Raw genomic sequence first — 24,495 nt, 5'->3', positions numbered from 1 at the left:
CACATTCATTATACCACAAAACCCAGCCATTTTAGGATGGGCATTTATCATATTCTACCTACTTAACCAATTTTTTCATCTCTTCAATCCGTCCTACTATCACATCATATTTATTGTCATGGATCTCAAAATTTTTATTCTTCATTAAATTTTTCAAGCAACTCAGTTGCAATAGATTGACTTTCCAATCTCAACAAACTAGCTTGGTCATCCGAATGATATATAAAAGGGGATAAATTACCATACCAAACGAGATTACTATCTAAGATGACTGTGGTCGTACCAATCCTTTCTGGTACAAGCTTCACCTTCACATTGTCACTGTTTACCCCCGTCAGCCACTCACTTAACTTATGGCTTTTGGAAATATGAATAACGACTTGTTTTCCTAGGAGCAGTCCCAATAATTCCTGAATCCTACTAGAAGTGAATGAATGCAATTGTAAATGAACTGTTGAACGTGTGTTCAGCAAATCCTCTCTAAATTTCTCTTCGTAATCCCTACCACTATATAATACTTGGGTTTGCTCCTTTTCTCCAACTTGGTATGCCATTTTTCGATAGGCTATCTGACGTTTCTGATACATTCTTTCAAGATAAGGAACGTGTATATCTAGATAATCGACTATTCTCACCTCAGATTTACCTCGATAGGGACGGTGAAGCCGCCCTGCATACTGTATGAGGTTATTTTTCCAAGACAAAGGAGCTGCCAAAATTAGTGTATCCAACTTTGGCATATCGAAGCCCTCTCCAATAAATTTTCCTGTTGAAATGAGGACAAATGGACTATTCTCATCTAGCTCACTGATTCTTTTCAGGAGTTCTTTCGTATCTCTTCTTTTACTCGCTCCACTTAGACAAAAAATATTGGGCATTTCTTTTTCAATAAGTAGTTTTTCCAATAGTTCTATATGTTCCCGTCTATTGACTAAGACAAGGATGTTTCGCTTTTCTTGATATAGTTTGAAAATATCTTGCACAATCAAAGTATTGCGATGTAAATCTTTGGCAAGCCAATCATTAAGGGCTGAAAAGTTCGTACTATTCGACTGTTCTAAGTCCAATTTTCCAAAAGATGTTAGACGGAGTAGCAACCTCTTTTTAAAATCGTATTGGCCTGATTGGGCAGTATGTAAAATTGGGCCAATACGTTGAAAGACAATCGGTTGATGTCCATTTTTACGCTCTGGCGTTGCTGTTAGGCCATATAGATATTGACCAGCAAATTGAGCAACTACTTTTTCAAACTGCAAGGCTGTCACATGGTGGCACTCATCCACAATCATCATATCGTAATTCGACAAAAAGTCGGAAATATTGTCCAATTGGAAGAGAGATTGAATCATAACCACATCCACCAGTTTGCTCCTCCATTTTTTAGAAGCCCCGTATTGTCCGATGTGCCCTATTACTTTTACACGCCCTGAAGGAGTATAGCGAACCGCCTCTTTCTCTTCAATCTCTAAAAATTCACCCAACCTTTCCAACCACTGCTCCATCAGCTGACGATTATGAACTAAGATAAGCGTTCGGCACTTCCTTTGTGCAATCAAGGCTGCCCCTAAAACTGTCTTCCCGAAACCTGTTTCAGCACATAGTAAGCCATTCTCACTAGCTAATAGATCTGCCAAAGCAAGTTCCTGCTCAAAACGCAACCTCCCTTTGAAAGAAATCTGAATCGGAGATAAACTGTTGCGATTGTCCCTAATAGTTACTGTTTCAAATATTTCTTGTAAGCTTGCAAGTATTCCTCTTGGAAGATGCAATGCTTCATCCGTTTCTTCAAATAAATAGATGCGTTCTGGAGTCTGATAAGTTGGCTGTCTAGTCGCTTGTTTTAAATAAAATTCAGGATTAGAAAAAGATGCCAGCTTTCTCAATAAATAATTTGTCTTCGAAGAAATAGTCCTCTTCTCAACTCGAATAACGTTTGATAAGCTACAATCTAACACTGTATCATCTACAGAATCTGAAAACTCCTGTCCTAAGAAATCTAGTATTTTCTTCTGTTCAATTTTCTTAATCTGTTGAAGATAACTCCATTGTTCCAAATAGGGCTGAAAATGCCTATCAACAAAAACGGTTCTTCCCTTCTTGAAAGCTTCCCCTTGTAAGGGCAGTGCGATAAGATTGCCAAATCCTCCCTTGGGCAGAATATCTTGATTTGGAAACATACGGTCAAATGAAGAAAAGCGAATATCTTTTGACTCCTGCATAGCCAATTCCAGCAGTCTTTTTCCAACATTTCTCGCCTGCTGACAAGCAATTTCTTCCTCGAAGAAAAACCAGAGATGAGCACCATTGCCCGAACGAGAGATTTCGATATGCCCCTCAAAACCATGTTGTTCTGCTGTATCTCTTAGAATGGAGACCTCTTCTCTCCAATTATTTTTATCAAAATCAATCGCCAAAAAGGAACACGTGTCTGATAAACTCATTGGAAAAATGCCAATACTGATTTCGCCACGTAGGTGAGCCAACAATACCTGTTTGGTCAAGGGTTGACAAGTTCTCTTTTCAACAGGAAGTTTTTTCCAACCATAGTTGTAAGAAGGAAAATAGTTGATTTTTCCATTTTCATCAATATAGGATTTCGCATAAACATCTACACGTCCCTTAAATAGGCTGAACAGAATGGAGAGTTTTTCATCGGTACTTAGTTGATGTTTTTGTTCTTCAAAGTAATCATACAAATGCTTATCACTTACCAGAAATTGCTGATTGTTATCTTGAAATTGCATTAAATTCAGAATCTTATCGGTAGCATAATAGGGAAAACGAGCAAGATGCTTCGCAACCTTACCCGTTGATTTTTCATAATAATAGGACATGTGAGTTCCTCCAAATTGCCTAACAAGCTTATCAACGAAAAGTCAAAAGCCCAAGTATTCACTGGTCTATTTCCGGATTGAAAACTATCCTGTCTTTATTGATATTCATCTATCCCCAACTCCTCGTACATCCTCTCACTTGATAGATCATTCTGACCGTTCAAGAGGAGATTTTCAAAGAAGGCGGTTAAAAAGGCTGAGCGTTTATTGACTAACTTAGCATTGTCAAGTACAAGGGCATCTCGAAAGTATTTGGCATGTTTTTGAAAAGGTTCGTTGTCAATGTCGAAACCAAGTGAGCGAAGGTATTTGATGAGAAATACTGTGATTGTTCTAGTGTTCCCTTCTCGGAATGGGTGGATTTGCCAAATTCCTGAAATAAAGGATTGGATATGGGCAACAATGGCTTTTTTATCTAATCCAGCATAAGAAAAATCCCTTTCTTGCTGGAAATCATAGTCCAAAGTGGCGGCGATTAGTGGAAAATCTGAATAAATCACAGTGTCCCCCTTTAAAACTGGCTCGTTTTTTGTAATGTTAACCGTTCGATACTCACCAATTGGAACACTGCTATCAAAAATATCCTGAAAGAGCTCTTTGTGGATATGTAAGAGAGTGGTTGGTCGGAGGCTAAAACCATTTTGAGAAAGCATTTCAACAATTCGGAGAGAGACGATATCTGCTTCTTGCGTACTGGCATCAGTTGACTGGTGGTATTTCGTAATTTCCTCGTACACCTGCTCATAGGTGTACTCTCCACGAGCTTGCCTATCCGCCAACTCCTCCATATAAACAGACGGAGTCAACCCATCCACTTTTTGAAGACCAAAACCAGTTTCCCAGAGTTCTTGCTTGGCTTCGTAGGAAAGATTGGGATTATCAATATTGTAAGTTGCTTGCATAGACTCCTCCTGTTTGAATTTCTAGCCTTATTATACCACAAAACCCAGCCTTTTTAGGCTGGGTGTTTTATCCTATTCTACCTACTTAACCAGTTTTTTCATCTCTTCAATCCGCGCTACTGTCGCATCATATTTTGCTTGGTAGTCGGCTTGTTTTTCTTTTTCTTTTTCAACGACTTCTGGTTTGGCGTTGGCGATGAAGCGTTCGTTGCTGAGTTTTTTACCAACCATGTCTAGTTCTTTCTGCCATTTGGCAAGCTCTTTGTCCAGACGAGCCAACTCTTCTTCGACGTTGAGGAGGTCGGCTAGTGGCAAGAAGATTTCAGCACCGGTGATAACGGCTGACATGGCTAATTCTGGTGCAGCAATGATTGAGCTGATTTCCAACTGCTCTGGGTTGGTGAAGCGTCGGATGTAGTTTTCATTTGCCTTGAAGAAGGTTTCAAGCTCGCTATCTGCCGTCTTAATCAAAATGGTAATCGGCTTAGAAGGAGCAACATTGACTTCTGCTCTGCTATTTCGCACCGAACGGATCAAGTCCTTGAGGCTTTCCACACCCTTATGTGCTTCCGCATTTTCAAAGGCTGGGTTGACAACAGGGTAAGCTGCCACCACGATAGAGCCCTCTGCATACTGGGCGAAGATTTCTTCCGTCACAAACGGCATGATTGGGTGGAGGAGGCGAAGGATTTGGTCCATCGTGTAGAGAAGGACAGAGCGGGTCATGACTTTCTCAGCCTCGTTATCGCTGTAAAGGACCTCCTTGGTCAGCTCGACATACCAGTTGGCGAACTCTTCCCAGATGAAGTTGTAGAGGATGTGACCAGCCACACCGAACTCGAACTTGTCAAAGTTTTCAGTGACCTTGGCAATGGTTTCGTTAAGGTTGTGGAGAATCCAGCGGTCCGTCACGTTGCCAGCCTCACCAGTTGCGACTTTGGCAACATTTTCACGCGCCGCATCCAAAGTCAAGCCTTCATTGTTCATGAGGATGTAGCGGGAAATGTTCCAAATCTTGTTGATGAAGTTCCAAGAAGCGTCCATTTTCTCATAAGAGAAGCGGACATCTTGACCAGGAGCAGAGCCGTTTGACAAGAACCAACGCAAAGCGTCCGCACCGTATTTCTCAATGACATCCATTGGGTCAATCCCGTTTCCGAGCGACTTGGACATCTTGCGACCTTCTTCGTCACGGATCAAACCGTGGATCAGCACATTCTTGAAGGGCTGACGGCCTGTGAACTCAAGCGACTGGAAAATCATGCGTGACACCCAGAAGAAGATGATGTCGTAGCCCGTTACCAAGGTTGAGGTTGGGAAGTAACGCTGGAAGTCAGCTGCGTTTTCATCAGGCCAGCCCATGGTTGAGAATGGCCAAAGGGCAGAGCTGAACCAGGTATCTAGGACATCCTCATCCTGTACCCAACCGTCCCCTGCTGGAGCCTCTTCTCCGACGTACATTTCGCCAGATTCGTTATACCATGCTGGAATTTGATGCCCCCACCAAAGCTGACGCGAGATAACCCAGTCGTGTACATTTTCCATCCATTGTAGGAAGGTGTCATTGAAACGTGGTGGGTAAAATTCTACCTTGTCAGCTGTGTCTTGGTTGGCAATGGCATTCTTAGCCAATTGGTCCATCTTAACAAACCATTGGGTTGACAAACGTGGCTCAACTACGACACCTGTACGCTCCGAGTGACCAACTGAATGCACACGATTTTCGATTTCGACAAGGGCTCCCAGTTCTTGCAACTTAGCCACCGTTGCCTTACGTGCTTCAAAGCGGTCCATGCCTGCAAATTCGCCTGCTAACTCGTTCATGGTACCGTCGTCGTTCATGACATTGACTTGTGGCAGATTGTGGCGTTGACCGACAAGGAAGTCATTTGGATCGTGGGCAGGCGTAATTTTCACAACCCCTGTACCAAATTCTGGATCTGCGTGCTCATCCGCAACGATTGGGATTAACTTGTTAACGATTGGCAGGATAACGTTTTTGCCAATCAAGTCCTTGTAACGTGGATCTTCTGGGTTAACCGCCACCGCAACGTCACCGAACATGGTTTCAGGACGAGTTGTCGCAACTTGAAGGGCACGAGAGCCGTCTTCCAACATGTAATTCATGTGGTAGAAGGCACCTTCGACATCTTTGTGAATAACTTCGATATCAGAAAGGGCTGTGCGAGCTGCAGGGTCCCAGTTGATGATAAATTCGCCACGGTAGATCCAGCCTTTTTTGTAGAGTTCCACAAAGACCTTGCGAACAGCTTTTGACAAACCTTCGTCCAGCGTGAAGCGGTCACGTTGGTAGTCCAAAGACAGACCCAACTTGCCCCATTGCTCACGAATAGTCGCTGCGTATTCATCCTTCCATTCCCAGACTTTATCGAGGAATTTTTCACGACCCAAGTCATAACGGGTCACGCCTTGCTCCCGCAAGCGTTCCTCAACCTTAGCCTGTGTGGCAATCCCCGCATGGTCCATACCAGGAAGCCAGAGGGTATCAAAGCCCTGCATGCGTTTTTGGCGGATGATAATATCTTGAAGTGTTGTATCCCATGCGTGTCCCAAGTGCAACTTACCGGTTACGTTTGGCGGTGGAATGACGATAGAATAAGGCTTGGCTTCCGTATCGCCTGACGGCTTAAAGACATCTTGGTCCAACCAAGTCTGGTAACGACCAGCCTCAACCTCGGCTGGATTGTATTTTGGTGACAATTCTTTTGACATTAGTTTTTCTCCTTAACTTTTTTATTAACTAAGTACAAGTTTTGTTACATGCAGATAAATCAAAGATTGTCTTTATCTGATCCAAAAAAATGTTTAATAAGAGCTACCCCAACTAGCGATGAGAATCCTCCAAAAATCCATTTAAAAATTGTTTTTTCTTTGTCATCTTTTTTATTCTGGCAATCAAAACAAAGTTTTTTATCATCCCCTAACTCTCTCTTACATTTTTCACAAAAATATATATTAGTCACAGTCATCAAGTTCCTCCTTATTTTGAGATATGATAAGTTGTTCTGGAATAAAATGAACCTCTAAAAAATCATCATTATTGGCAATAAATTCTGTTAAAGATTTTGTTGATTCTAGCACCTCACTCGAAAAATACTTAAATGGATTTTTTGAGTTCGGAATAAATTCGTCTAATAAAAGTGCATCTCTCCCAGAGAAATCATCTAATATAATATTCTCAAAATCTAGTAAACAATAAAATAACGCCTCATATTCCTGCAATTCCGTTAAACATCCTATTTGAAAACTAAAAGTATCTTTCAAATACTGTAAATTCATTAAACATGTTTCTGCTAATTCATTAGCATCCTTAGTATAACTTTTAGATGTCCATTTTTGAAGCTGATTTCTATTTCTATACTCCTCGTACTGTTTTTCAATTTTATACCTAGAATCATAAATCTGTTGTAATAACAGATTTTTAGCGTTAGTAGCCTGAGAATAGGCTTCCCTTAGTAATTGTTTTCTTGTATCCTCATCTTGAATAAGAAGGGCGGTCTCATATTTTTCTTTAGCAGATAAAACTTCGGCATACCTGTTTAAGTCAAAATTTCTATTGACCTGATTTATTTTACTTTCTAGCAAATCCAATTTTGCTGAAAGATCTTCTAGTTTTTGGCTAAGTCCAGCTGTAGCTATACTTGAACCAAGTTCTACCGGAACTGATTTTATTGGCACTTGAGCAAACATTTTACCTGTACTAGAATCCACTAGGGTCGCCAATGACTCTCCAGTTTTATTTTTTCTCATGAATCGAATAGCACCAGTGGCAAGCATTTCAGAGAACTGAGTCATATCTAGTTCGTATCGTGAATTTTTCTGTAATTCTTCCAAAAATAGAGGAGCATTATTTAGTTGCGCCTTAATTTTTTTTACCAAGATATTTTCTTTTTGTTGGTTATACAATTCGACATTAAATGCACGTCTTCTTATTGGTGAAGGCGGGCTACTTTCGCTTGAAATTATCTCATTTTGTCTTGTAAACATATTTCCTCTACAGCACCTCAATAAATTTTATTCACTGTACATTTTTTTCCGAACAGTTGGACTTATGAAAATTTTACATAAATTGAAATTACTATCTTTATTCATATCCACTCCCCCACCAACTCAATCTTAATCCCATCCGGGTCTTCCAAATAGAGGGCGTAGTGGTCTGGTCCTCCTGCGTGGGGATAGCGGTCGTCGTAGAGAAGTTTGACTCGTCTGGTCAAAAATTCCTTCCGCCATTGGTCAACATCATCAGGTGTTCCCGCATGAAAGGCTAGATGATTGAGACCTATACGGCAACGGTGATAACCTGCCTCTAGGAAATCCTGTGGCGTTTGGACAAAGACCAGGTACTGCTCTGCTTTTTTGTAAGATAGCCCTTCCTCCCACTCCTGATAGAGCGAGTAGCCCAGCTTGGTCAGGAGAAAGTCGTAAAATGCACGCGAAGTTTCCAAGTCAGAAACGTAAATTTCAACATGATGTAGCATATTTCTCCTTTCCAAATGAAAATCCCCGCCTAGACTTGCTAGACAGGGACGAAGTTATTCCGCGGTACCACCCTTGTTCAGATAGATTATCTGCACTTTGCTTATTCGATTCACATCATCAGCAACCAGTTTTGACATTTGTGCGGATTTCTCAGTACCACCGCTTCCTGTGACAAATGGGGCTCAAAACACCTCTGAATGGCTTTATTGTAACAAATTGCACCTTGAAAAGCAAGGGATTTAAGCTTTCAACTCAATCCCTTTTTCCGTCAACTGCTTGATGGTAGCTGGCCCAATACCTTTAAGGGCCAAGAGCTCTTTTTCTGTATGGTTTGCAAAGTCAGACACAGATTTGATACCTGCTTCATAAAAGGTTTCCAAACGCGCTGCCGCAATGCCTTCCAATTCAGGAAGCGCCAAAAAGTCTTCCAATGAATTCACTGATGAAGTCACCTCTGCTACAATATCCTTAATTTTCTCAACAGCTTTTTCTACAATGGCAGCCGATTTTTGAACGACTGCTTCTGTTTGTTCACTTCCTACAACTGCACCCACACGACCAGCGCGTTTCAGATCTGCCAATTGTTTCTTCAATAATTTTTTACGATTGATTTTTTTCTTTGCCATGTTAACTCCTCTCCTTAATAATGTCTTTGGCCAAACAACTCATCTGGCAAATCATGAAAACCTTTGCCAGCATGGTAGTTGGCAAATTTCCCTTGAATGAATCGATAGGCATCCAGCTTGCTCTCATAACGAATATACGCATCCGCTGCCCGCTCATCCTTGTCTTCTTCCAAGACACGACGACTTTCTTCAACCGCCATCTCGTTTACCATGACCTGAGTGTTGACCCAAGCCTCAAATTCTTTTAAAAATTCTTGTTCTTTTGTCATTATTTTCCTCTTTCGCCTGCTTCGATTGAAACACACCGGTTTATTATACCATATTTTCTAGAAAACACAAGAAAACCCTAACTGTAACACAGTTAGAGTCCCCATTTTTTTACCCATTTTTTTACCAAGTAAAACGATAGGTCGTTTTAGACAAAAATTCTTCTCCTTGTTCTAACAAAATCGAACCAAATCCATCGACATTGCATGCATTTGGCAAGGCCTGACACTCTAAACTAAAGACACCATGGTAACAGGCCAAAGCTTCAACAGGAAAATTATATGTATATATAACGACCGCAGGCTGGTTGGTTTTGACACTGAGTCCAATTTTCCCATCTGGACTCAAAACTTCTACCGGAATATCCACCTCTTCCAATAACCATGGGTGGTCATAGCCTTTTACCAATACATTTTGAGGATATTGGCCATCAAATCCCTGAGCAAAAGGCGCAAAATCTCTAAAATCAAACGGCGTCCCTGTCACATCTTCTAAGACACCCGTGGGCAGGTTATCCTCCCCAAGCGGAGCATAGTGATTGGCCGCAATTTTAATACGGTGCTCGGCAACTGACCGTTGAAAATCACCAGTCAAGTTGAAATAGATATGGTTGGTCGGATTGAAAATCGTATCCTTATCCGATACAGCCCGGTACTCAACCATGAGCTCATTGGCATCTGTCAGACGATAAATTGCCTTGACCATCACATCGCCTGGAAAACCATTGAAACCATCTTTTAAGGTAATACCAAAGGTAACTTGATTTCTCTCATGGTCTAACTCAGCGTCCCAGTACTGCTCATTTGCCGTTCCAATACCACCATGCAAGGTCCGACCCGGTTCATTTTCTGTCAATGGATAAACGTGTCCACCAATTTCCACCTGAGCATCCGAAATCCGTCCTGCCACAGGGATAATCGTTGCCCCGGGATAGGGATCCGTCTGCAAATATTCCTCAGCCGCCCCCGCTCCCAAACTGACATTTCGTAAATTGCCACCTTCTTCCACAGGGAGGAACACTCCCACCACTCTAGCTCCAAAATCCGTCAAGGTTACTTGCATCCCATTCTTGTTTTCCAAGCAATACAGTTTTGCTTTTTCACCAAATGTTTTTACTTCAATCATTTCTTTTCCTCATAAGCCAAATGAGGGAGTCACTATTGTAACTCCCTCAGGATACTTAAAGCCTATCAACTATAGAACATTTTATAATTAACGAAAATCAAATCCGTCTGTAACAATCGGCTGAGTTAGCCTCACTCTCTTATTTCTAGGCTCGGGCTGAAACAGTCACTTAGACTTCCCTCGCTATCTTATTTCTAAGCTCGGGCTGAAAAACTCCACTGGAGTTTTTCACTCATCTTCATCACTTGTTAATAGACTATTGACATGAACTAGGTTGCTTGTCCCAAATTCTACATAATCCACAGCTTCTCCCAGCAGGACGCCGTTCAAGAAACCGATAACCATTGGCATGTTCATCCCTGCATAGAGGTCAAACTGCCCACCTTCAATCAATTTTCGTGATACGACGTTGGCTGGTGTACCGCCCAACAAGTCTGCGAAGACAACAAAATCTTCCAATCCTGCAATTGTTTCTTCAAATTTTTTCTGGAAGTCTTCTGGACCTTCTTCTGGTAAAAGAGCTACTGTATAGATATCCTCCTGAGGACCCATAATCATCTCAGTAGATTTCTTCAACTCTTCACAGAAGATACCATGACTTACTAATACTAAACTTCTAGTCATTATGCCATACCAAATACGAAGTGACCGATTGCAGAAAGTCCAACTGCAAGTGCGATGATAATCAAGATAGCTTTAGTAGAAGTCATGCCACGACGACCAAGAAGCCAGAAGACAAATCCTGTAAAGACAGCTGGAACAAGGCGAGGGAAGATTGTGTTGAGCAAGTCTTGAATGTCAATCACTTTCTCACCTACATGTGGAGCCCAAGTCACTTCAAAGTTAATCATAGTTGCAATCAAGGCACCCATCATGAAGACACCCATTACAGACGCAGCATCTACAAGAGCTGTCAACTTATCACGCATAGTTGTGATGAGTTTAGTCCCCTCTTTGTAGGCAACTTCCAACTGTTTCCAGCGGAAAATATCATATGCAACAGCCACGGCTACCCAAAGGAAAATACCTACCGGAGAACCTTCCTTACCCATAGTCGCTGCCACAGTACCCATAATCGCTGGAACAAGAGAACCAAAGATAGAGTCACCGATTGGGGCAAATGGACCCATCAAACCAGTCTTAATACCGTTAACCGCGTCTTTAGAAGCTACACCGTCGCTTTCTTCCAAAGCCAAGTCAATACCTGTGATGATGGTATGGAAGAATGGTGAAGTATTGAAGAACTGGGTATGTAGTTTCATCATTTCCTTCAACTCAGGAGTACCATCTCCATACATTTTACGCAATTGTGGCAAAATCATGTAGAGGTAACCAGACGCTTGCATCCGCTCGTAGTTCCAACCAAGTTGGAAAGTGAATAAACTACGTTTGTTGATTTGATTAAAATCTTCTTTTGTTAATTTGTAATTAGATTTCGTCATCTTCAATTTCCCCACTTTCTGAATTTGATGGAGCAACCACAGTTACTTTTTGGCTATTTTTGAAGTGAAGCACTGAAAGGAATGCACCCACAATAGCGATACCGATCATTGACAAGCCTTTGAAGTTGTTAACAAAAGCTACGCCTGCATCTTCAGGAAGAGTGCCAACGATACCAGCAACTGCACCACCCAAAGCTGATACGTTACCGTAAAGAACAGTCAACATAGCTGTAAGGGCGAAACCTACCGCCAAGTAGTGAAGGTTACGTTTAAGTGGAAGGTAGTGGAGCAAGATTGCAAATCCAAGACCTGGAAGCATACGAGCTGCAAGCGTCAAACCATTGGCAATCCATTGGTATTGTTCAATAGTTTTAACCATTGCATCTACAAACCCACCACCAAAAGCAAGAGCAAGGAAGACTGGAAGTGCACGAGAAAGTGCCCAAGGAATTGCACCAAGCAAGTAGTTGCGTTCGATACCAGCGTAGTCAAAGCGTTCAATCGCAGCATCTACACGGTGTGCAAAGAAAGTAGTTGAGAAACGACCAGCAATATCTGTATAAACAAGAAGTGCTGCTACTGGAACCGCGATAGTAGATACCGCAAGTTCAGGGTCAATACCTTGTGATACAGAGAAGGCAGTTGCCAATACCGCACCAGAGGTTGCGTCGATACGAGATGCACCACCGAAAGTACCTACACCAAGTACCATGAGCTGCAAGCTAGCACCGATTGCCAAACCTGTTGCCATGTCGCCCATGATTAAACCAGAGATGAACCCTGCAAAAACTGGTGATCCAGCTGACGATACGATGGTCAGCTCATCACAAATCTGGTAAGCAGAGTAGAGCGTTAGAAGTAATATTTGCCACCATTGCATAATAGTGATCCTCCTTTAAATTTTTCAAAAATATCCGAATATTATCTAACCTTATCCAATAATGGCATAAAGTCTTTTGGTGAATCGCCAGGTACCATTTGTGCAAATAATTTTACACCCTTAGCCGCCAAGGCATCAAAATCTGCAATATCCTTATCTACAACGTTAATAGAACGAGTTACAGAACGAGTTTCTGGTGATTGTGACATATTGCCGACGTTCAATTCAGCAAGTTCTACACCATATTCTACCAAGCGAAGGAAGTTTTCTGGACGACGAGCAACAATCAAGAGACGTTGCGCATCATATTTGCCTTCCTTGATGTTATTGGCTGCTTTTTCGATTGGCAAAATAGATAATTTTACCCCCGGTGGGCAAGCCAATTTCAAACCTTGTTTCTCAATGTCGTTTTGAGCAACCGCATCGTCAATAACCATGATACGACTAATATTTAATTTAGTAGTCCAAAGGTTAGCAACCTGACCGTGAATCAAACGACCATCAATACGCGTAGCAATAATTGCCATACAGTGTTCTCCTTTTCTTCATAAATCTTTCTGTTAGATGTTCTCTGCAGAACACCTATACCTCTTTATAAACGGGTTCCTGTGAAAAACTAATCTTCTCTCTATATTTTCCTTCCGTCTCGAAGACGACGATTTCATTTTCTCCTTTCTTTAAGTATCCTTTTGGAATATAGAGATAGAGGATTGGTCCTTTTTCCCAGAAACGTCCGATATTTACATTATTAACGAAAACAACTCCCTTACCAAAACCTGTCATGTTTAAGTAAGTATCCGCAAGTTCATCTAGTTCAAACTGATAACGATAGAAAGCAGCTTGACCTTCCTCCCAGCCCTTACTAAAATCCAAGTCCTCAACTGACTCAAGATGCAAAGGATAGGTTTCCCAATGACCAATAAAATGTAAATCAGCCATCGCACCTCGACCAAGCCCTTTAGACTGGGTAGGAGCCGTTAGTTTGTGCCCATAATTGACACGTCCCATATTTTCTACCAAAATATCTAATGTTAGCTTGTCATCTTTAAAATCCAATTCAACATCGTCACCAATCTCTGTCTGATACTGAGTTGCAACGAATTTTCCATCTGCATAAATTTGGATACGGTCACGCGCATCAACCACTCGGAAACGTTCCGCTTCTGTCTTATCCCGCTCCAACTCTGTTCTATATAAAATATAACCTGTTGACTGATCAAGTTCTTCCATATTCTTAGGATAAAACCCTTTTACGCAATCGCTTACATTTTCTAGAGTAGCAAATAAACTCACCTTATCATGAAGCAACACATCTGAAAAAGCTTTTGCCTCTTTTACAAGCGGTTCTGCATACTCTAATTCAGGATAGACTTCTTTCAAACGTTGTTGCAAAATATAAAACTTCTTAGTAGGATTTCCAGCTTCATCCAATATAGCATCATAATCATAAGAAGTTACCTGAGGCAAATCAATTTGACCACGAGCAGAGCAACCATTCATGAAACCAAAATTTGTTCCACCATGAAACATGTACAGATTCAAGGAGCCTAATTCGATACATTCCATAACCGAATCAACCATTTCCTCCGGCTCTCTACGAATAATTTCATCGCCCCAACGATTGAACCAACCATCCCAAAATTCCATACACATGAGTGGCCAATTCTTCTGATGTTCATTAAAGAATGCCGTCATATTTGCAAAATTCTCTCTAGCTTTAGAACCAAAGTTTCCTGTTACAAATACATCGTCCTCTATCAGTGTTCCTGCACGTAATGTTGCTCGCCAAGAACCGTCCGAGGTAAACAAGGGAGCAGTTAGACCATGTTTACGCATCAAGCTAGCCACCGATCTTAGATACTCCTTCTCCTCACCATAAGAGCCATACTCATTTTCCACTTGGAACATAAGTACATTTCCACCCTGTGCGAGTTGGAGCTTGGCCAATTTAGGAATAAGAGAAGCGTAATATTCATCTAAGTGCTGCAAGTACACCGAATCACTCGAACGTACTCTAAGCTCTTCCTTCATCAACCAAGCAGGGAGGCCACCCCATTCCCACTCCGCACAAATATAAGGGGAAGGACGTACAATTGCATAAAGCCCTAATTCTTGAGCCAATTTCAAAAATCGCTCAATATCCAATATACCCTCGTAACAAAACTCACCCTTTCGAGGTTCATGCATATTCCAAGGGACATAGGTTTCAACCGTATTAAAACCAAGGGCCTTTAAGTTATACAAAGAATGGTACCAATCATCAGGATGGACACGAAAATAATGAATCGCACCTGATAAAATCTTAAAAGGTTCACCGTCTAAATAAAATTGGTCTCCAATATAAAATTCTTTCATTTCTTCCTCCGATGCAACCGCTTACCTTTCTATTAATATACTAACACTTATTTGTGGTTATGTCCAGTACTTTTTAAAAAATTTTTACTTTTTTTTTGCAAACACATCTATTTCATCAGTCAGAAAGGGATTACATCTATTTTTTTATGGATTTCAGCTATTTTTTTTGATTTCCATCAATTAATTTAGTATAATGAGTTACGGAAAGGAAGGAAATAAGTATGAAAGTACCTAAGTACCAGCTTGTACAAAATGACTTACGTCAGCAAATCATTTCTGGTAAATTTGAAAATGGCGACAAATTTTACACAGAATCTGAATTAACAAAACTATTTAACGTTAGCTCTATCACCGTTATTCGTGCAGTAAACGAACTAGTTAAAGACGGCTACCTCGTTCGTCAACAAGGTAAAGGGACCTTTGTATCCCGTTCACGCAAAGGACGGCTTGTAGAATTTTCTGATATTGAGATTTTTCCGATGGATAAGGATAAGGTTACTGTTCTCTCGTGCGAAAAAGGCAATAAACCTGATATCCTTGAAAAACTAAATCTTGACAAGAATGAGTTTTACTATAAAATTGTACGCGTCCGCGCAGCAGAAGACACTCCATATATCTTCCACAATTCATATATCCCTCAACGATATATCCAGAATCCCGATGCTCCACTCGAGCACTATCGATCAATCTATCAACGCTTCAAACTGGACTACAATATCCACATGTCCGAGGAACCATTTGTAGAAACAAATGAAATTGTCAGCCCATGTCCAAAAGAGGTTGCCACTCATTTGAAATTAAAAGCGACTGAACCAGCTGTACTACAAAACAAAACAACTACTAACAGTACTAGCGGTGAAGTGATGGAATATACTGAAACTTACAAACACTGGAAGTATTACAAATTTGAAATTACAGCCAATCATCGCTAAAAAAACGCAGACTAACGTCCGCGTTTTTTTCATACCCAATAACAATCAAAAGTAGTCTAGGAAACGAAACCGAAGATAGAACTGGATTTCATCAAGGCTCTTGACAACGAATAATTTTGATTTTCGAAGAGTATTAATTCTAATATCCCCGTTGATGGGTAATCTTGTAACGAAACTGGTCTGCTCTAGCAATACTAAACGTAAACTCGATAATTCTATTCTTATCATTATACGTTTTTCTTACCAAATGAAGCACTGGACTATTGCTTGGAATTCCGAGTATCTTAGCTTCATTATCCAAAGCAATACTTGCATAGAACTCTTCTTCTGCTAGTCGAATTGTCTGACCATAATCCTCAAGAAAGATTTCATAGAGTGGTTTTTCCCTCATCCTGATGGCTGTTAAGGCAGGAAATAGCGAGGCAGGAACATATGTCCTTTCCAACATCATCGGAACCTCATCTGCAAGTCTCAAACGTTCAACTTCAAACACTTCCTCACCCTGACTAAGTTGTAAATGCTGCACAATATAGTCTGACGCCTTAACCAATTTAAAGGATAAAATAGATGTCCTCGGTACTTTCCCAATTTTTTTCATTTGCTCAGTAAAACTATAGGCCTGAGATAAATCAACTGCAGTATCTGAAATCTCAGATACATAGGTTCCCTTACCATGCTTCTTATAGACTAAGCCACGTTTCTCCAATTCTTGCAAAGCCAAACGAACTGTAATACGACTGACACCATAAACCTGTGTCAACTCACGCTCTGAAAATAACTTGTCATTCGGAGCCATCCTCTCACGAATTGCAACTTCCAATTTATCAACCAACTGCAAATAGAGAGGTTTTTCAACAGTTTGACTAACCATAGACTCCTCCTTTCTAACCCACATAAGCTTACAAATCTATTTTACACCAAATTTCATATATTAACAACATCTTAGGTGATAAAATACCAGCTCTTCAAGCTAAAGCAAGGTCACCTCATCTGGCAAAGTAATGGTCTCTTTTCCCTGCTTGTCCATTACCAAGATTGTTGATGGATAAAAAGGATCAAAACGACTACTTAGATCTACAGCCAGTACATTTTTATAACCTTCCTGCGAAAAGACCAGTGTAATCTTACCACGACGATTTTTGATAGAAAAACGGATTACATTTTTCAAAGGAATAACCCCTTTTAAGTAGTGATCAATAACATACCAGAAACTATCAATCACTTCCCCAGGAAGCGAGGTCACAACTCCAAAACTTGCATAGCGCCCATTTGTTTGTTCAAAGGCCATAAGCCCCTCCTTTACAATAAGAAAAAAGCCTGTAAAACAGGATTTTCTTTTCTAACTTTATCTACTTCTCAGTTCTAAATAGCGTTTGTACCAGATATTAACGTAGGCTGGAGAGAATGGTCCGCGCTGATTATTGATCCAATCAACCAGTATCTTGACATTTTCCTTCAAAATAAAATCAATATCATCCGAATACTTCATCGCCTTACGATGACGCTTATATTCATCCACATCCAGCAATCTCTTTTCACCATCAGCAAAGACCTTAACATCTAGGTCATAATCAATGTATTTGAGTGCCTCATTGTCGAGAACATATGGACTAGCAAGGTTACAATAATAGGAAACTCCGTTTTCACGAATCATTGCTATGATATTGAACCAGTATTTTTTATGAAAATAAACGATTGCAGGTTCTCTTGTTACCCAACGCCTACCATCATTTTCAGTCACTAAGGTATGATTATTGACTCCAATAATAGCATTTTCCGTTGTTTTTAATACCATGGTGTCACGCCAAGTGCGATGAATTTCACCGTCATGCTTATAACTTTGAATTGTAATAAAGTCGCCTTCCTTTGGTAATTTCACTTTGTTACCAACTTTCTACAATTACAATTTATCTTGACTATTATATCATATTTTTCTAACCTAGGCTAAATTTTTTCACAGATAATCACGAAGGACAGCCTGAATCCGATCAAAGTCATAACCCTTTCGTGCCAAAGCCTGTATCAACCTTTGCTTCAATTCGTAGCCTTCATATTTACGACTATATTTTCTATACTGCTTATCCAGTTCCTTGGCAATTAAGGCATCTTCATTTTCCTCATCAGCCACAAGTTCCAACTGACCCAGGCTTTGTTTGGCCGTCTCATAAGAAAAACCCTTGCCCATCAATCCCTGTACAACTTTATCTTGCAAAGCTCGAAGAGGCAATTTTCTTTGGTATCTACCCACCAATTTCTCCCCAATCTTCCTAGCAAGCTCTGAAAAATCTTCCTCTGCCAGCCTTTTATCAATCAGCAGTTTAGAAATTCCTTTCTGCATCAACTTCTGACGAAGCATAGCTGGTCCCTTATCTCCATTTAAAGCATTCTGACGAACATAGCTATCAACATAATTCTCATCGTCCAGCCATTTTTCCTCTTCTAATACCGTCACAATCTTGACAATATTGTTTTCTTCAATTTCATATTTTTTTAGATAATCACTAACTTCTTTTTTGGTACGTTGCTTGAAGGAAAGGTAATAAAGTGCTAGATTTTTCCCATAAGAAAACTGAGCAAAATCGCGAAGCTCACGAAACTCCTGCTCCGTGATTTCCTTTCCCTTACTAAGCATGAAGCGAACAATTGTGTCTTCCGTAATATATAAACTATCCTGACCATCCACTTCAAGTAAATAAAGACGTTTCTTCTTTTCAATTTTTGTAATTCTCATTCTTTCATTATACAGGATTTTTCGGTAAAATAATAATATGAATCTACAAGTAAACCAACGAATCCCTTTAAAAATCAAACGAATGGGCATCAACGGAGAAGGCATCGGATTTTATCAAAAAACGCTAGTCTTTGTCCCCGGTGCCCTTAAGGGGGAAGAAATTTTTTGTCAAATTACCTCAGTCAAACGAAATTTCGTTGAAGCAAGGCTGCTGAAAATCAACAAGGAATCAAAATTCCGTGTCAAGCCTGCCTGTGACATCTATCAAGCCTGTGGTGGTTGTCAAATCATGCACCTCCGTTATGACAAGCAACTGGACTTCAAGCAAGACCTGCTCCGACAAGCCTTGAAGAAATTTAAGCCAGCAGGCTATGAGGATTACCTCATTCACCCAACCATTGGAATGGAGCAGCCAAGTCATTATCGGGCTAAATTACAGTTTCAAACCCGTTCATTCAAGGATCAAGTCAAGGCTGGGCTCTACGCTGAAAATTCCCATCGCTTGATTGGAATTACGAATTGTTACGTCCAAGATGCCGAAACACAAGAGATTATCAACGGAATCGCAAAGCTACTCACCAAGCACCGTATTCCTATTTATAATGAGCGCAAGCAACACGGAATCCGCACGGTTATGGTCCGCAAGGCTCGAAAAACAGGTCAAGTTCAAGTGATCTTTATCACCTCTTGTCAGGTTAATCTTATTAAATTAATTGATGAACTCACCAGTCAATTTCCAAGTATAATCACTATTGCTCTAAACTGGAATAGACAGAAAACGAGTGATATTTATGGTGAAAAAACAGAAATTTTATGGGGAGAACAAGCTATCGATGAAGCTGTTTTAGATTACGAATTCTCACTATCTCCACGGGCATTTTACCAACTAAATCCCCAACAAACAGAAATTCTCTATGGCGAGGCCGTCAAGGCTTTGGATATTTCAGGAGATGAAGACTTGATTGATGCCTACTGTGGCGTGGGCACAATCGGCTTCGCCTTTGCTAAAAAGGTCAAATCTGTTCGAGGTATGGACATTATTCCAGAAGCCATCGAGGATGCTAAAGCAAACGCTAAACGAATGGGACTATCCAATACCCACTATGAGGCAGGTAAAGCAGAAGAAATCATTCCAAAGTGGTACCAAGAAGGCTACAGGGCCGATGCCTTGGTAGTTGATCCTCCACGAACTGGACTCGACGAAAAGCTCCTCAAAACCATTTTGGATTACAAACCAGCTAAAATGGTTTATGTATCCTGCAACGTCTCCACTCTTGCAAGGGACCTTGTTGAGCTAAGCAAAGCCTACAAGGTAGAATACATTCAATCTGTCGACATGTTTCCCCACACAGCACGGACAGAGGCGGTTGTTAAACTAAGCAAAAAATAAAAGGCACTATAAGACTATGACGGGTAAACCCACCATAGTCATATAGAGCCTTTTTGAGTGTAGAAAAAAGTCCCCTACGACCTACACTGAAAAACAACAAAACTCATATTTTCCAACACCAAATTAGAAACAACTAACAATCTCATCAAAGTCATTAAAAGAAATGCCTTTGGTTTCAGGAAGATGAAAACTAGAAAAACGGATTTTGATTGCCTTAAACACAAAAAAAGGGAGAACGAAGTTCGTCCTCTCTAGGTGTTAGCTTTTCATCTACCCACTACAGTTGACAAAGATCTAAAAAAGAACATTGCTGCTCTCTTACAATAATCGGGAAGACAGGATTCGAACCTGCGACACCTTGGTCCCAAACCAAGTACTCTACCAAGCTGAGCTACTTCCCGATACTATTAAAAATAAAGCTCCCCTAACGTCTCCATTAAGCGAGTGATGCACCCTAGAGGAGTCGAACCTCTAACCGCCTGATTCGTAGTCAGGTACTCTATCCAGTTGAGCTAAGGGTGCTAACTATTATAATCTTCATGCCGAGGACCGGAATCGAACCGGTACGATGTTGCCATCGCAGGATTTTAAGTCCTGTGCGTCTGCCAGTTCCGCCACCCCGGCCTCTCAAAGCGAACGACGGGATTCGAACCCGCGACCCCCACCTTGGCAAGGTGGTGTTCTACCACTGAACTACGTTCGCAATCTTTCCTAATGCCGGCTACATGACTTGAACACGCGACCCTCTGATTACAAATCAGATGCTCTACCAACTGAGCTAAGCCGGCTAAATTATATTTCTCCTATGCGGGTTAAGGGACTTGAACCCCCACGCCCGAAAGCGCCAGATCCTAAATCTGGTGCGTCTGCCAATTCCGCCAAACCCGCATATGACTCGTGCTGGGCTCGAACCAGCGACCCATTGATTAAAAGTCAATTGCTCTACCAACTGAGCTAACGAGTCGAAAATATGAAGCAAACTCCGTTTGCTCTATCTCCAACTTCAAATAGTCTCCCAGACTATTTGAACGGTCCCGACGGGAATCGAACCCGCGATCTTCGCCGTGACAGGGCGACGTGATAACCGCTACACTACGGGACCTATGGGAGTTAACGGGATCGAACCGCTGACCCTCTGCTTGTAAGGCAGATGCTCTCCCAGCTGAGCTAAACTCCCAATTTGCTAAGCGACTACCGTATCTAACAGGGGGCAACCCCCAACTACTTCAGGCGTTCTAGGGCTTAACTGCTGTGTTCGGCATGGGTACAGGTGTATCTCCTAGGCTATCGTCACTTAACTACTGAGTCTTGTCAACTCAAAATTGAATATCTATATTCTAACAAGAAACCGTGCGCTTGTCAATATTGACTCGTGAGTAATTGTACTCAGGCTAAATTCTTAGTGAAAAAGATAAACTTCCTAGAGTCTATTGACTCTGCGTCAGTTTCCTATTTTCATACAGAATTTGTAACGCCTTCGTTACTTATTCTTGGATAAGTCCTCGAGCGATTAGTATTGGTCCGCTACATGTGTCGCCACACTTCCACTTCCAACCTATCTACCTGATCATCTCTCAGGGCTCTTACTAACATAAAGTTATGGGAAATCTCATCTTGAGGTGGGTTTCACACTTAGATGCTTTCAGCGTTTATCCCGTCCCTACATAGCTACCCAGCGATGCCTTTGGCAAGACAACTGGTACACCAGCGGTAAGTCCACTCTGGTCCTCTCGTACTAGGAGCAGATCCTCTCAAATTTCCTACGCCCGCGACGGATAGGGACCGAACTGTCTCACGACGTTCTGAACCCAGCTCGCGTGCCGCTTTAATGGGCGAACAGCCCAACCCTTGGGACCGACTACAGCCCCAGGATGCGACGAGCCGACATCGAGGTGCCAAACCTCCCCGTCGATGTGAACTCTTGGGGGAGATAAGCCTGTTATCCCCAGGGTAGCTTTTATCCGTTGAGCGATGGCCCTTCCATACGGAACCACCGGATCACTAAGCCCGACTTTCGTCCCTGCTCGAGTTGTAGCTCTCGCAGTCAAGCTCCCTTATACCTTTACACTCTGCGAATGATTTCCAACCATTCTGAGGGAACCTTTGGGCGCCTCCGTTACCTTTTAGGAGGCGACCGCCCCAGTCAAACTGCCCGTCAGACACTGTCTCCGATAGGGATAACCTATCCGGGTTAGAGTAGCCATAACACAAGGGTAGTATCCCAACAGCGCCTCAGTCGAAACTGGCGTCCCGACTTCATAGGCTCCTACCTATCCTGTACATGTGGTACAGATACTCAATATCAAACTGCAGTAAAGCTCCATGGGGTCTTTCCGTCCTGTCGCGGGTAACCTGCATCTTCACAGGTACTAAAATTTCACCGAGTCTCTCGTTGAGACAGTGCCCAAATCATTACGCCTTTCGTGCGGGTCGGAACTTACCCGACAAGGAATTTCGCTACCTTAGGACCGTTATAGTTACGGCCGCCGTTTACTGGGGCTTCAATTCAGATCTTCGCTTGCGCTAAACCCTCCTCTTAACCTTCCAGCACCGGGCAGGCGTCACCCCCTATACATCATCTTACGATTTAGCAGAGAGCTGTGTTTTTGATAAACAGTTGCTTGGGCCTATTCACTGCGGCTCAGTTAAACTGAGCACCCCTTCTCCCGAAGTTACGGGGTCATTTTGCCGAGTTCCTTAACGAGAGTTCTCTCGCTCACCTGAGGCTACTCGCCTCGACTACCTGTGTCGGTTTGCGGTACGGGTAGAGTATGATACATCGCTAGAAGCTTTTCTCGGCAGTGTGACGTCACTAACTTCGCTACTAAACTTCGCTCCCCATCACAGCTCAATGTTAGAGATACAAGCATTTGACTCATATCACACCTCACTGCTTAGACGGGCACTTCCAATCGCCCGCTTTAGTTAGCCTACTACGTCCCTCCATCACTTCATACTCTAGTACAGGAATATCAACCTGTTGTCCATCGGATACACCCTTCGGTCTCTCCTTAGGTCCCGACTAACCCAGGGCGGACGAGCCTTCCCCTGGAAACCTTAGTCTTACGGTGGATGGGATTCTCACCCATCTTTCGCTACTCATACCGGCATTCTCACTTCTATGCGTTCCAGCACTCCTCACGGTATACCTTCTTCACACATAGAACGCTCTCCTACCATAACACTAATGTGTTATCCACAGCTTCGGTAAATTGTTTTAGCCCCGGTACATTTTCGGCGCAGGGTCACTCGACTAGTGAGCTATTACGCACTCTTTGAATGAATAGCTGCTTCTAAGCTAACATCCTAGTTGTCTGTGCAACCCCACATCCTTTTCCACTTAACAATTATTTTGGGACCTTAGCTGGTGGTCTGGGCTGTTTCCCTTTCGACTACGGATCTTAGCACTCGCAGTCTGACTGCCGACCATAAATCTTTGGCATTCGGAGTTTATCTGAAATCAGTAAACCGAGATGGCCCCCTCATCCAAACAGTGCTCTACCTCCAAGATTCTCAAATGTCGACGCTAGCCCTAAAGCTATTTCGGAGAGAACCAGCTATCTCCAAGTTCGTTTGGAATTTCTCCGCTACCCACAAGTCATCCAAGCACTTTTCAACGTGCCCTGGTTCGGTCCTCCAGTGCGTCTTACCGCACCTTCAACCTGCTCATGGGTAGGTCACATGGTTTCGGGTCTACGACATAATACTAATCCGCCCTATTAAGACTCGGTTTCCCTACGGCTCCGTCTCTTCAACTTAACCTCGCATCATATCGTAACTCGCCGGTTCATTCTACAAAAGGCACGCTCTCACCCATTAACGGGCTCGAACTTGTTGTAGGCACACGGTTTCAGGTTCTATTTCACTCCCCTTCCGGGGTACTTTTCACCTTTCCCTCACGGTACTGGTTCACTATCGGTCACTAGAGAGTATTTAGGGTTGGGAGATGGTCCTCCCGGATTCCGACGAGATTTCGCGTGTCTCGCCGTACTCAGGATACTGCTAGGTATAAAGAATATTTCAAATACGAGGCTATTACTCTCTTTGGCCTACCTTCCCAGGTAGTTCTTCTATACTCTTTAAGTCCACATTGCAGTCCTACAACCCCGAGGAGTAAACTCCTCGGTTTGCCCTCCTGCCGTTTCGCTCGCCGCTACTAAGGCAATCGCTTTTGCTTTCTCTTCCTGCAGCTACTTAGATGTTTCAGTTCACTGCGTCTTCCTCTTCACTACCTTAACAGTAGTGAGTGACAGGCATTACCTGCCGGGTTCCCCCATTCGGACATCCCTGGATCATTGCTTACTTACAGCTCCCCAAGGCATTTCGTCGTTAGTCACGTCCTTCATCGGCTTCTAGTGCCAAGGCATCCACCGTGCGCCCTTATTAACTTAACCTTATTAACCTAATTTTTTCAAAAATTAGAAAACTCATTAAATATTCACAGCGTTTTCGGTTTATTTTCTTGTTACTATTTCTTAATGTATCCTTTCAGATACATCAGGAATGTTTGA

Annotated in this window: 20 protein-coding genes, 9 tRNA genes, 2 rRNA genes and 1 pseudogene; 3 read left to right on the top strand and 29 right to left on the bottom strand. The window is 42.0% G+C overall.

What is annotated here, in order from left to right:
• Positions 1 to 134 precede the first annotated feature (134 nt).
• From PHA78_RS02545 to PHA78_RS02480, 14 genes are all read right to left on the bottom strand, one after another.
• Positions 135 to 2,834 carry a TOTE conflict system archaeo-eukaryotic primase domain-containing protein gene (locus tag PHA78_RS02545; RefSeq protein ID WP_272158417.1) on the bottom strand — a complete coding sequence of 900 codons (2,700 nt, stop codon included), beginning with the start codon at positions 2,832 to 2,834 and terminating at the stop codon, positions 135 to 137.
• Positions 2,835 to 2,929: 95 nt separating this feature from the next.
• Complete coding sequence (locus PHA78_RS02540; protein WP_024375922.1) at positions 2,930 to 3,736, bottom strand: Fic family protein; 807 nt, start codon at positions 3,734 to 3,736, stop codon at positions 2,930 to 2,932.
• Positions 3,737 to 3,817: 81 nt separating this feature from the next.
• Positions 3,818 to 6,469, bottom strand: coding sequence for a valine--tRNA ligase (locus PHA78_RS02535; protein ID WP_024375921.1), 2,652 nt, complete (start codon positions 6,467 to 6,469; stop codon positions 3,818 to 3,820).
• Positions 6,470 to 6,528: 59 nt separating this feature from the next.
• A complete protein-coding gene (locus tag PHA78_RS02530; RefSeq protein ID WP_024375920.1) occupies positions 6,529 to 6,726 on the bottom strand; it encodes a hypothetical protein in 198 nt (65 codons plus the stop codon).
• Positions 6,713 to 7,744, bottom strand: a complete 1,032-nt coding sequence (locus PHA78_RS02525) for a hypothetical protein (RefSeq protein WP_024375919.1) — start codon at positions 7,742 to 7,744, stop codon at positions 6,713 to 6,715. The genes PHA78_RS02530 and PHA78_RS02525 overlap by 14 nt, the downstream gene beginning before the upstream one ends.
• A gap of 101 nt (positions 7,745 to 7,845) precedes the next feature.
• The gene (locus PHA78_RS02520; protein ID WP_024375918.1) at positions 7,846 to 8,235 is read right to left on the bottom strand and encodes a VOC family protein; all 390 of its coding nucleotides are present in this window, start codon (positions 8,233 to 8,235) and stop codon (positions 7,846 to 7,848) included.
• 240 nt (positions 8,236 to 8,475) lie between these two features.
• Positions 8,476 to 8,862, bottom strand: a complete 387-nt coding sequence (locus tag PHA78_RS02515; RefSeq protein ID WP_024377991.1) for a helix-hairpin-helix domain-containing protein — start codon at positions 8,860 to 8,862, stop codon at positions 8,476 to 8,478.
• 14 nt (positions 8,863 to 8,876) lie between these two features.
• A complete protein-coding gene (locus PHA78_RS02510; protein ID WP_002943432.1) occupies positions 8,877 to 9,131 on the bottom strand; it encodes a DUF1912 family protein in 255 nt (84 codons plus the stop codon).
• 121 nt (positions 9,132 to 9,252) lie between these two features.
• Positions 9,253 to 10,254: an aldose epimerase family protein gene (locus PHA78_RS02505; protein WP_024377992.1), complete on the bottom strand. Its 1,002-nt coding sequence runs from the start codon at positions 10,252 to 10,254 to the stop codon at positions 9,253 to 9,255.
• A 228-nt stretch (positions 10,255 to 10,482) separates the two neighbouring features.
• Positions 10,483 to 10,878 (bottom strand): PTS sugar transporter subunit IIA, encoded by a 396-nt coding sequence (locus tag PHA78_RS02500; protein ID WP_004195639.1) that lies wholly within the window; start codon positions 10,876 to 10,878, stop codon positions 10,483 to 10,485.
• Positions 10,878 to 11,696, bottom strand: a complete 819-nt coding sequence (locus tag PHA78_RS02495; RefSeq protein WP_004195637.1) for a PTS system mannose/fructose/sorbose family transporter subunit IID — start codon at positions 11,694 to 11,696, stop codon at positions 10,878 to 10,880. The genes PHA78_RS02500 and PHA78_RS02495 overlap by 1 nt, the downstream gene beginning before the upstream one ends.
• Positions 11,683 to 12,579, bottom strand: a complete 897-nt coding sequence (locus tag PHA78_RS02490; RefSeq protein WP_024375914.1) for a PTS mannose/fructose/sorbose/N-acetylgalactosamine transporter subunit IIC — start codon at positions 12,577 to 12,579, stop codon at positions 11,683 to 11,685. Before PHA78_RS02490 ends, PHA78_RS02495 begins: the two co-directional genes overlap by 14 nt.
• A gap of 38 nt (positions 12,580 to 12,617) precedes the next feature.
• A complete protein-coding gene (locus PHA78_RS02485; protein ID WP_004195634.1) occupies positions 12,618 to 13,103 on the bottom strand; it encodes a PTS system mannose/fructose/N-acetylgalactosamine-transporter subunit IIB in 486 nt (161 codons plus the stop codon).
• 55 nt (positions 13,104 to 13,158) lie between these two features.
• The gene (locus PHA78_RS02480; RefSeq protein ID WP_099806794.1) at positions 13,159 to 14,931 is read right to left on the bottom strand and encodes a glycoside hydrolase family 35 protein; all 1,773 of its coding nucleotides are present in this window, start codon (positions 14,929 to 14,931) and stop codon (positions 13,159 to 13,161) included.
• 221 nt (positions 14,932 to 15,152) lie between these two features.
• On the opposite strand from PHA78_RS02480, the gene PHA78_RS02475 reads away from it, so the two are divergent.
• Positions 15,153 to 15,863: a GntR family transcriptional regulator gene (locus PHA78_RS02475; protein WP_044688168.1), complete on the top strand. Its 711-nt coding sequence runs from the start codon at positions 15,153 to 15,155 to the stop codon at positions 15,861 to 15,863.
• A gap of 139 nt (positions 15,864 to 16,002) precedes the next feature.
• Here PHA78_RS02475 and PHA78_RS02470 read toward each other — a convergent pair whose 3' ends face one another.
• From PHA78_RS02470 to recX, 4 genes are all read right to left on the bottom strand, one after another.
• Positions 16,003 to 16,734, bottom strand: a complete 732-nt coding sequence (locus PHA78_RS02470) for a GntR family transcriptional regulator (RefSeq protein WP_002942716.1) — start codon at positions 16,732 to 16,734, stop codon at positions 16,003 to 16,005.
• A gap of 99 nt (positions 16,735 to 16,833) precedes the next feature.
• Complete coding sequence (locus PHA78_RS02465; RefSeq protein WP_002942715.1) at positions 16,834 to 17,151, bottom strand: DUF960 domain-containing protein; 318 nt, start codon at positions 17,149 to 17,151, stop codon at positions 16,834 to 16,836.
• A gap of 57 nt (positions 17,152 to 17,208) precedes the next feature.
• Positions 17,209 to 17,742 (bottom strand): nucleoside tri-diphosphate phosphatase, encoded by a 534-nt coding sequence (gene ntdP, locus PHA78_RS02460; protein ID WP_024375910.1) that lies wholly within the window; start codon positions 17,740 to 17,742, stop codon positions 17,209 to 17,211.
• Between the two features lie 75 nt (positions 17,743 to 17,817).
• Entirely contained in the window at positions 17,818 to 18,594 is a 777-nt protein-coding gene (gene recX, locus PHA78_RS02455; RefSeq protein ID WP_029178122.1) for a recombination regulator RecX, read from the bottom strand.
• A 37-nt stretch (positions 18,595 to 18,631) separates the two neighbouring features.
• Here recX and rlmD point away from each other — a divergent pair, with 37 nt between their 5' ends.
• Together rlmD and PHA78_RS02445 are read left to right on the top strand one after the other, a co-directional pair.
• On the top strand, positions 18,632 to 19,984 hold the full coding sequence (rlmD, locus tag PHA78_RS02450; RefSeq protein WP_272158416.1) for a 23S rRNA (uracil(1939)-C(5))-methyltransferase RlmD: 1,353 nt from the start codon (positions 18,632 to 18,634) through the stop codon (positions 19,982 to 19,984).
• A 99-nt stretch (positions 19,985 to 20,083) separates the two neighbouring features.
• Positions 20,084 to 20,246: pseudogene (locus tag PHA78_RS02445) on the top strand (transposase); the annotation flags it as partial.
• A gap of 65 nt (positions 20,247 to 20,311) precedes the next feature.
• Here the strand turns inward: PHA78_RS02445 and PHA78_RS02440 are convergent.
• The 11 genes from PHA78_RS02440 to PHA78_RS02390 all read right to left on the bottom strand — a co-directional run bounded on the left by PHA78_RS02440 (position 20,312) and on the right by PHA78_RS02390 (position 24,378).
• A tRNA-Pro gene (locus tag PHA78_RS02440) sits at positions 20,312 to 20,385 on the bottom strand.
• Between the two features lie 47 nt (positions 20,386 to 20,432).
• Positions 20,433 to 20,506, bottom strand: a tRNA-Arg gene (locus PHA78_RS02435).
• Positions 20,507 to 20,524: 18 nt separating this feature from the next.
• Positions 20,525 to 20,608: transfer RNA gene (locus PHA78_RS02430), tRNA-Leu, on the bottom strand.
• Between the two features lie 7 nt (positions 20,609 to 20,615).
• Positions 20,616 to 20,687, bottom strand: a tRNA-Gly gene (locus PHA78_RS02425).
• A gap of 12 nt (positions 20,688 to 20,699) precedes the next feature.
• Positions 20,700 to 20,772: transfer RNA gene (locus PHA78_RS02420), tRNA-Thr, on the bottom strand.
• An 18-nt stretch (positions 20,773 to 20,790) separates the two neighbouring features.
• Positions 20,791 to 20,872, bottom strand: a tRNA-Leu gene (locus tag PHA78_RS02415).
• A 3-nt stretch (positions 20,873 to 20,875) separates the two neighbouring features.
• Positions 20,876 to 20,948 (bottom strand) — tRNA-Lys (locus tag PHA78_RS02410).
• Positions 20,949 to 21,013: 65 nt separating this feature from the next.
• Positions 21,014 to 21,086 (bottom strand) — tRNA-Asp (locus PHA78_RS02405).
• A 2-nt stretch (positions 21,087 to 21,088) separates the two neighbouring features.
• Positions 21,089 to 21,161: transfer RNA gene (locus tag PHA78_RS02400), tRNA-Val, on the bottom strand.
• 5 nt (positions 21,162 to 21,166) lie between these two features.
• Positions 21,167 to 21,282: ribosomal RNA gene (gene rrf / locus PHA78_RS02395) — 5S ribosomal RNA — on the bottom strand.
• Between the two features lie 192 nt (positions 21,283 to 21,474).
• Positions 21,475 to 24,378 (bottom strand): 23S ribosomal RNA (locus PHA78_RS02390).
• Between the last annotated feature and the right edge of the window lie 117 nt (positions 24,379 to 24,495).

Source organism: Streptococcus sp. HN38, from assembly GCF_028335765.1.
GTDB classification, from domain to species: Bacteria; Bacillota; Bacilli; order Lactobacillales; family Streptococcaceae; genus Streptococcus; species Streptococcus suis_P.
This window is presented reverse-complemented; position numbering and strand designations above follow the sequence as displayed.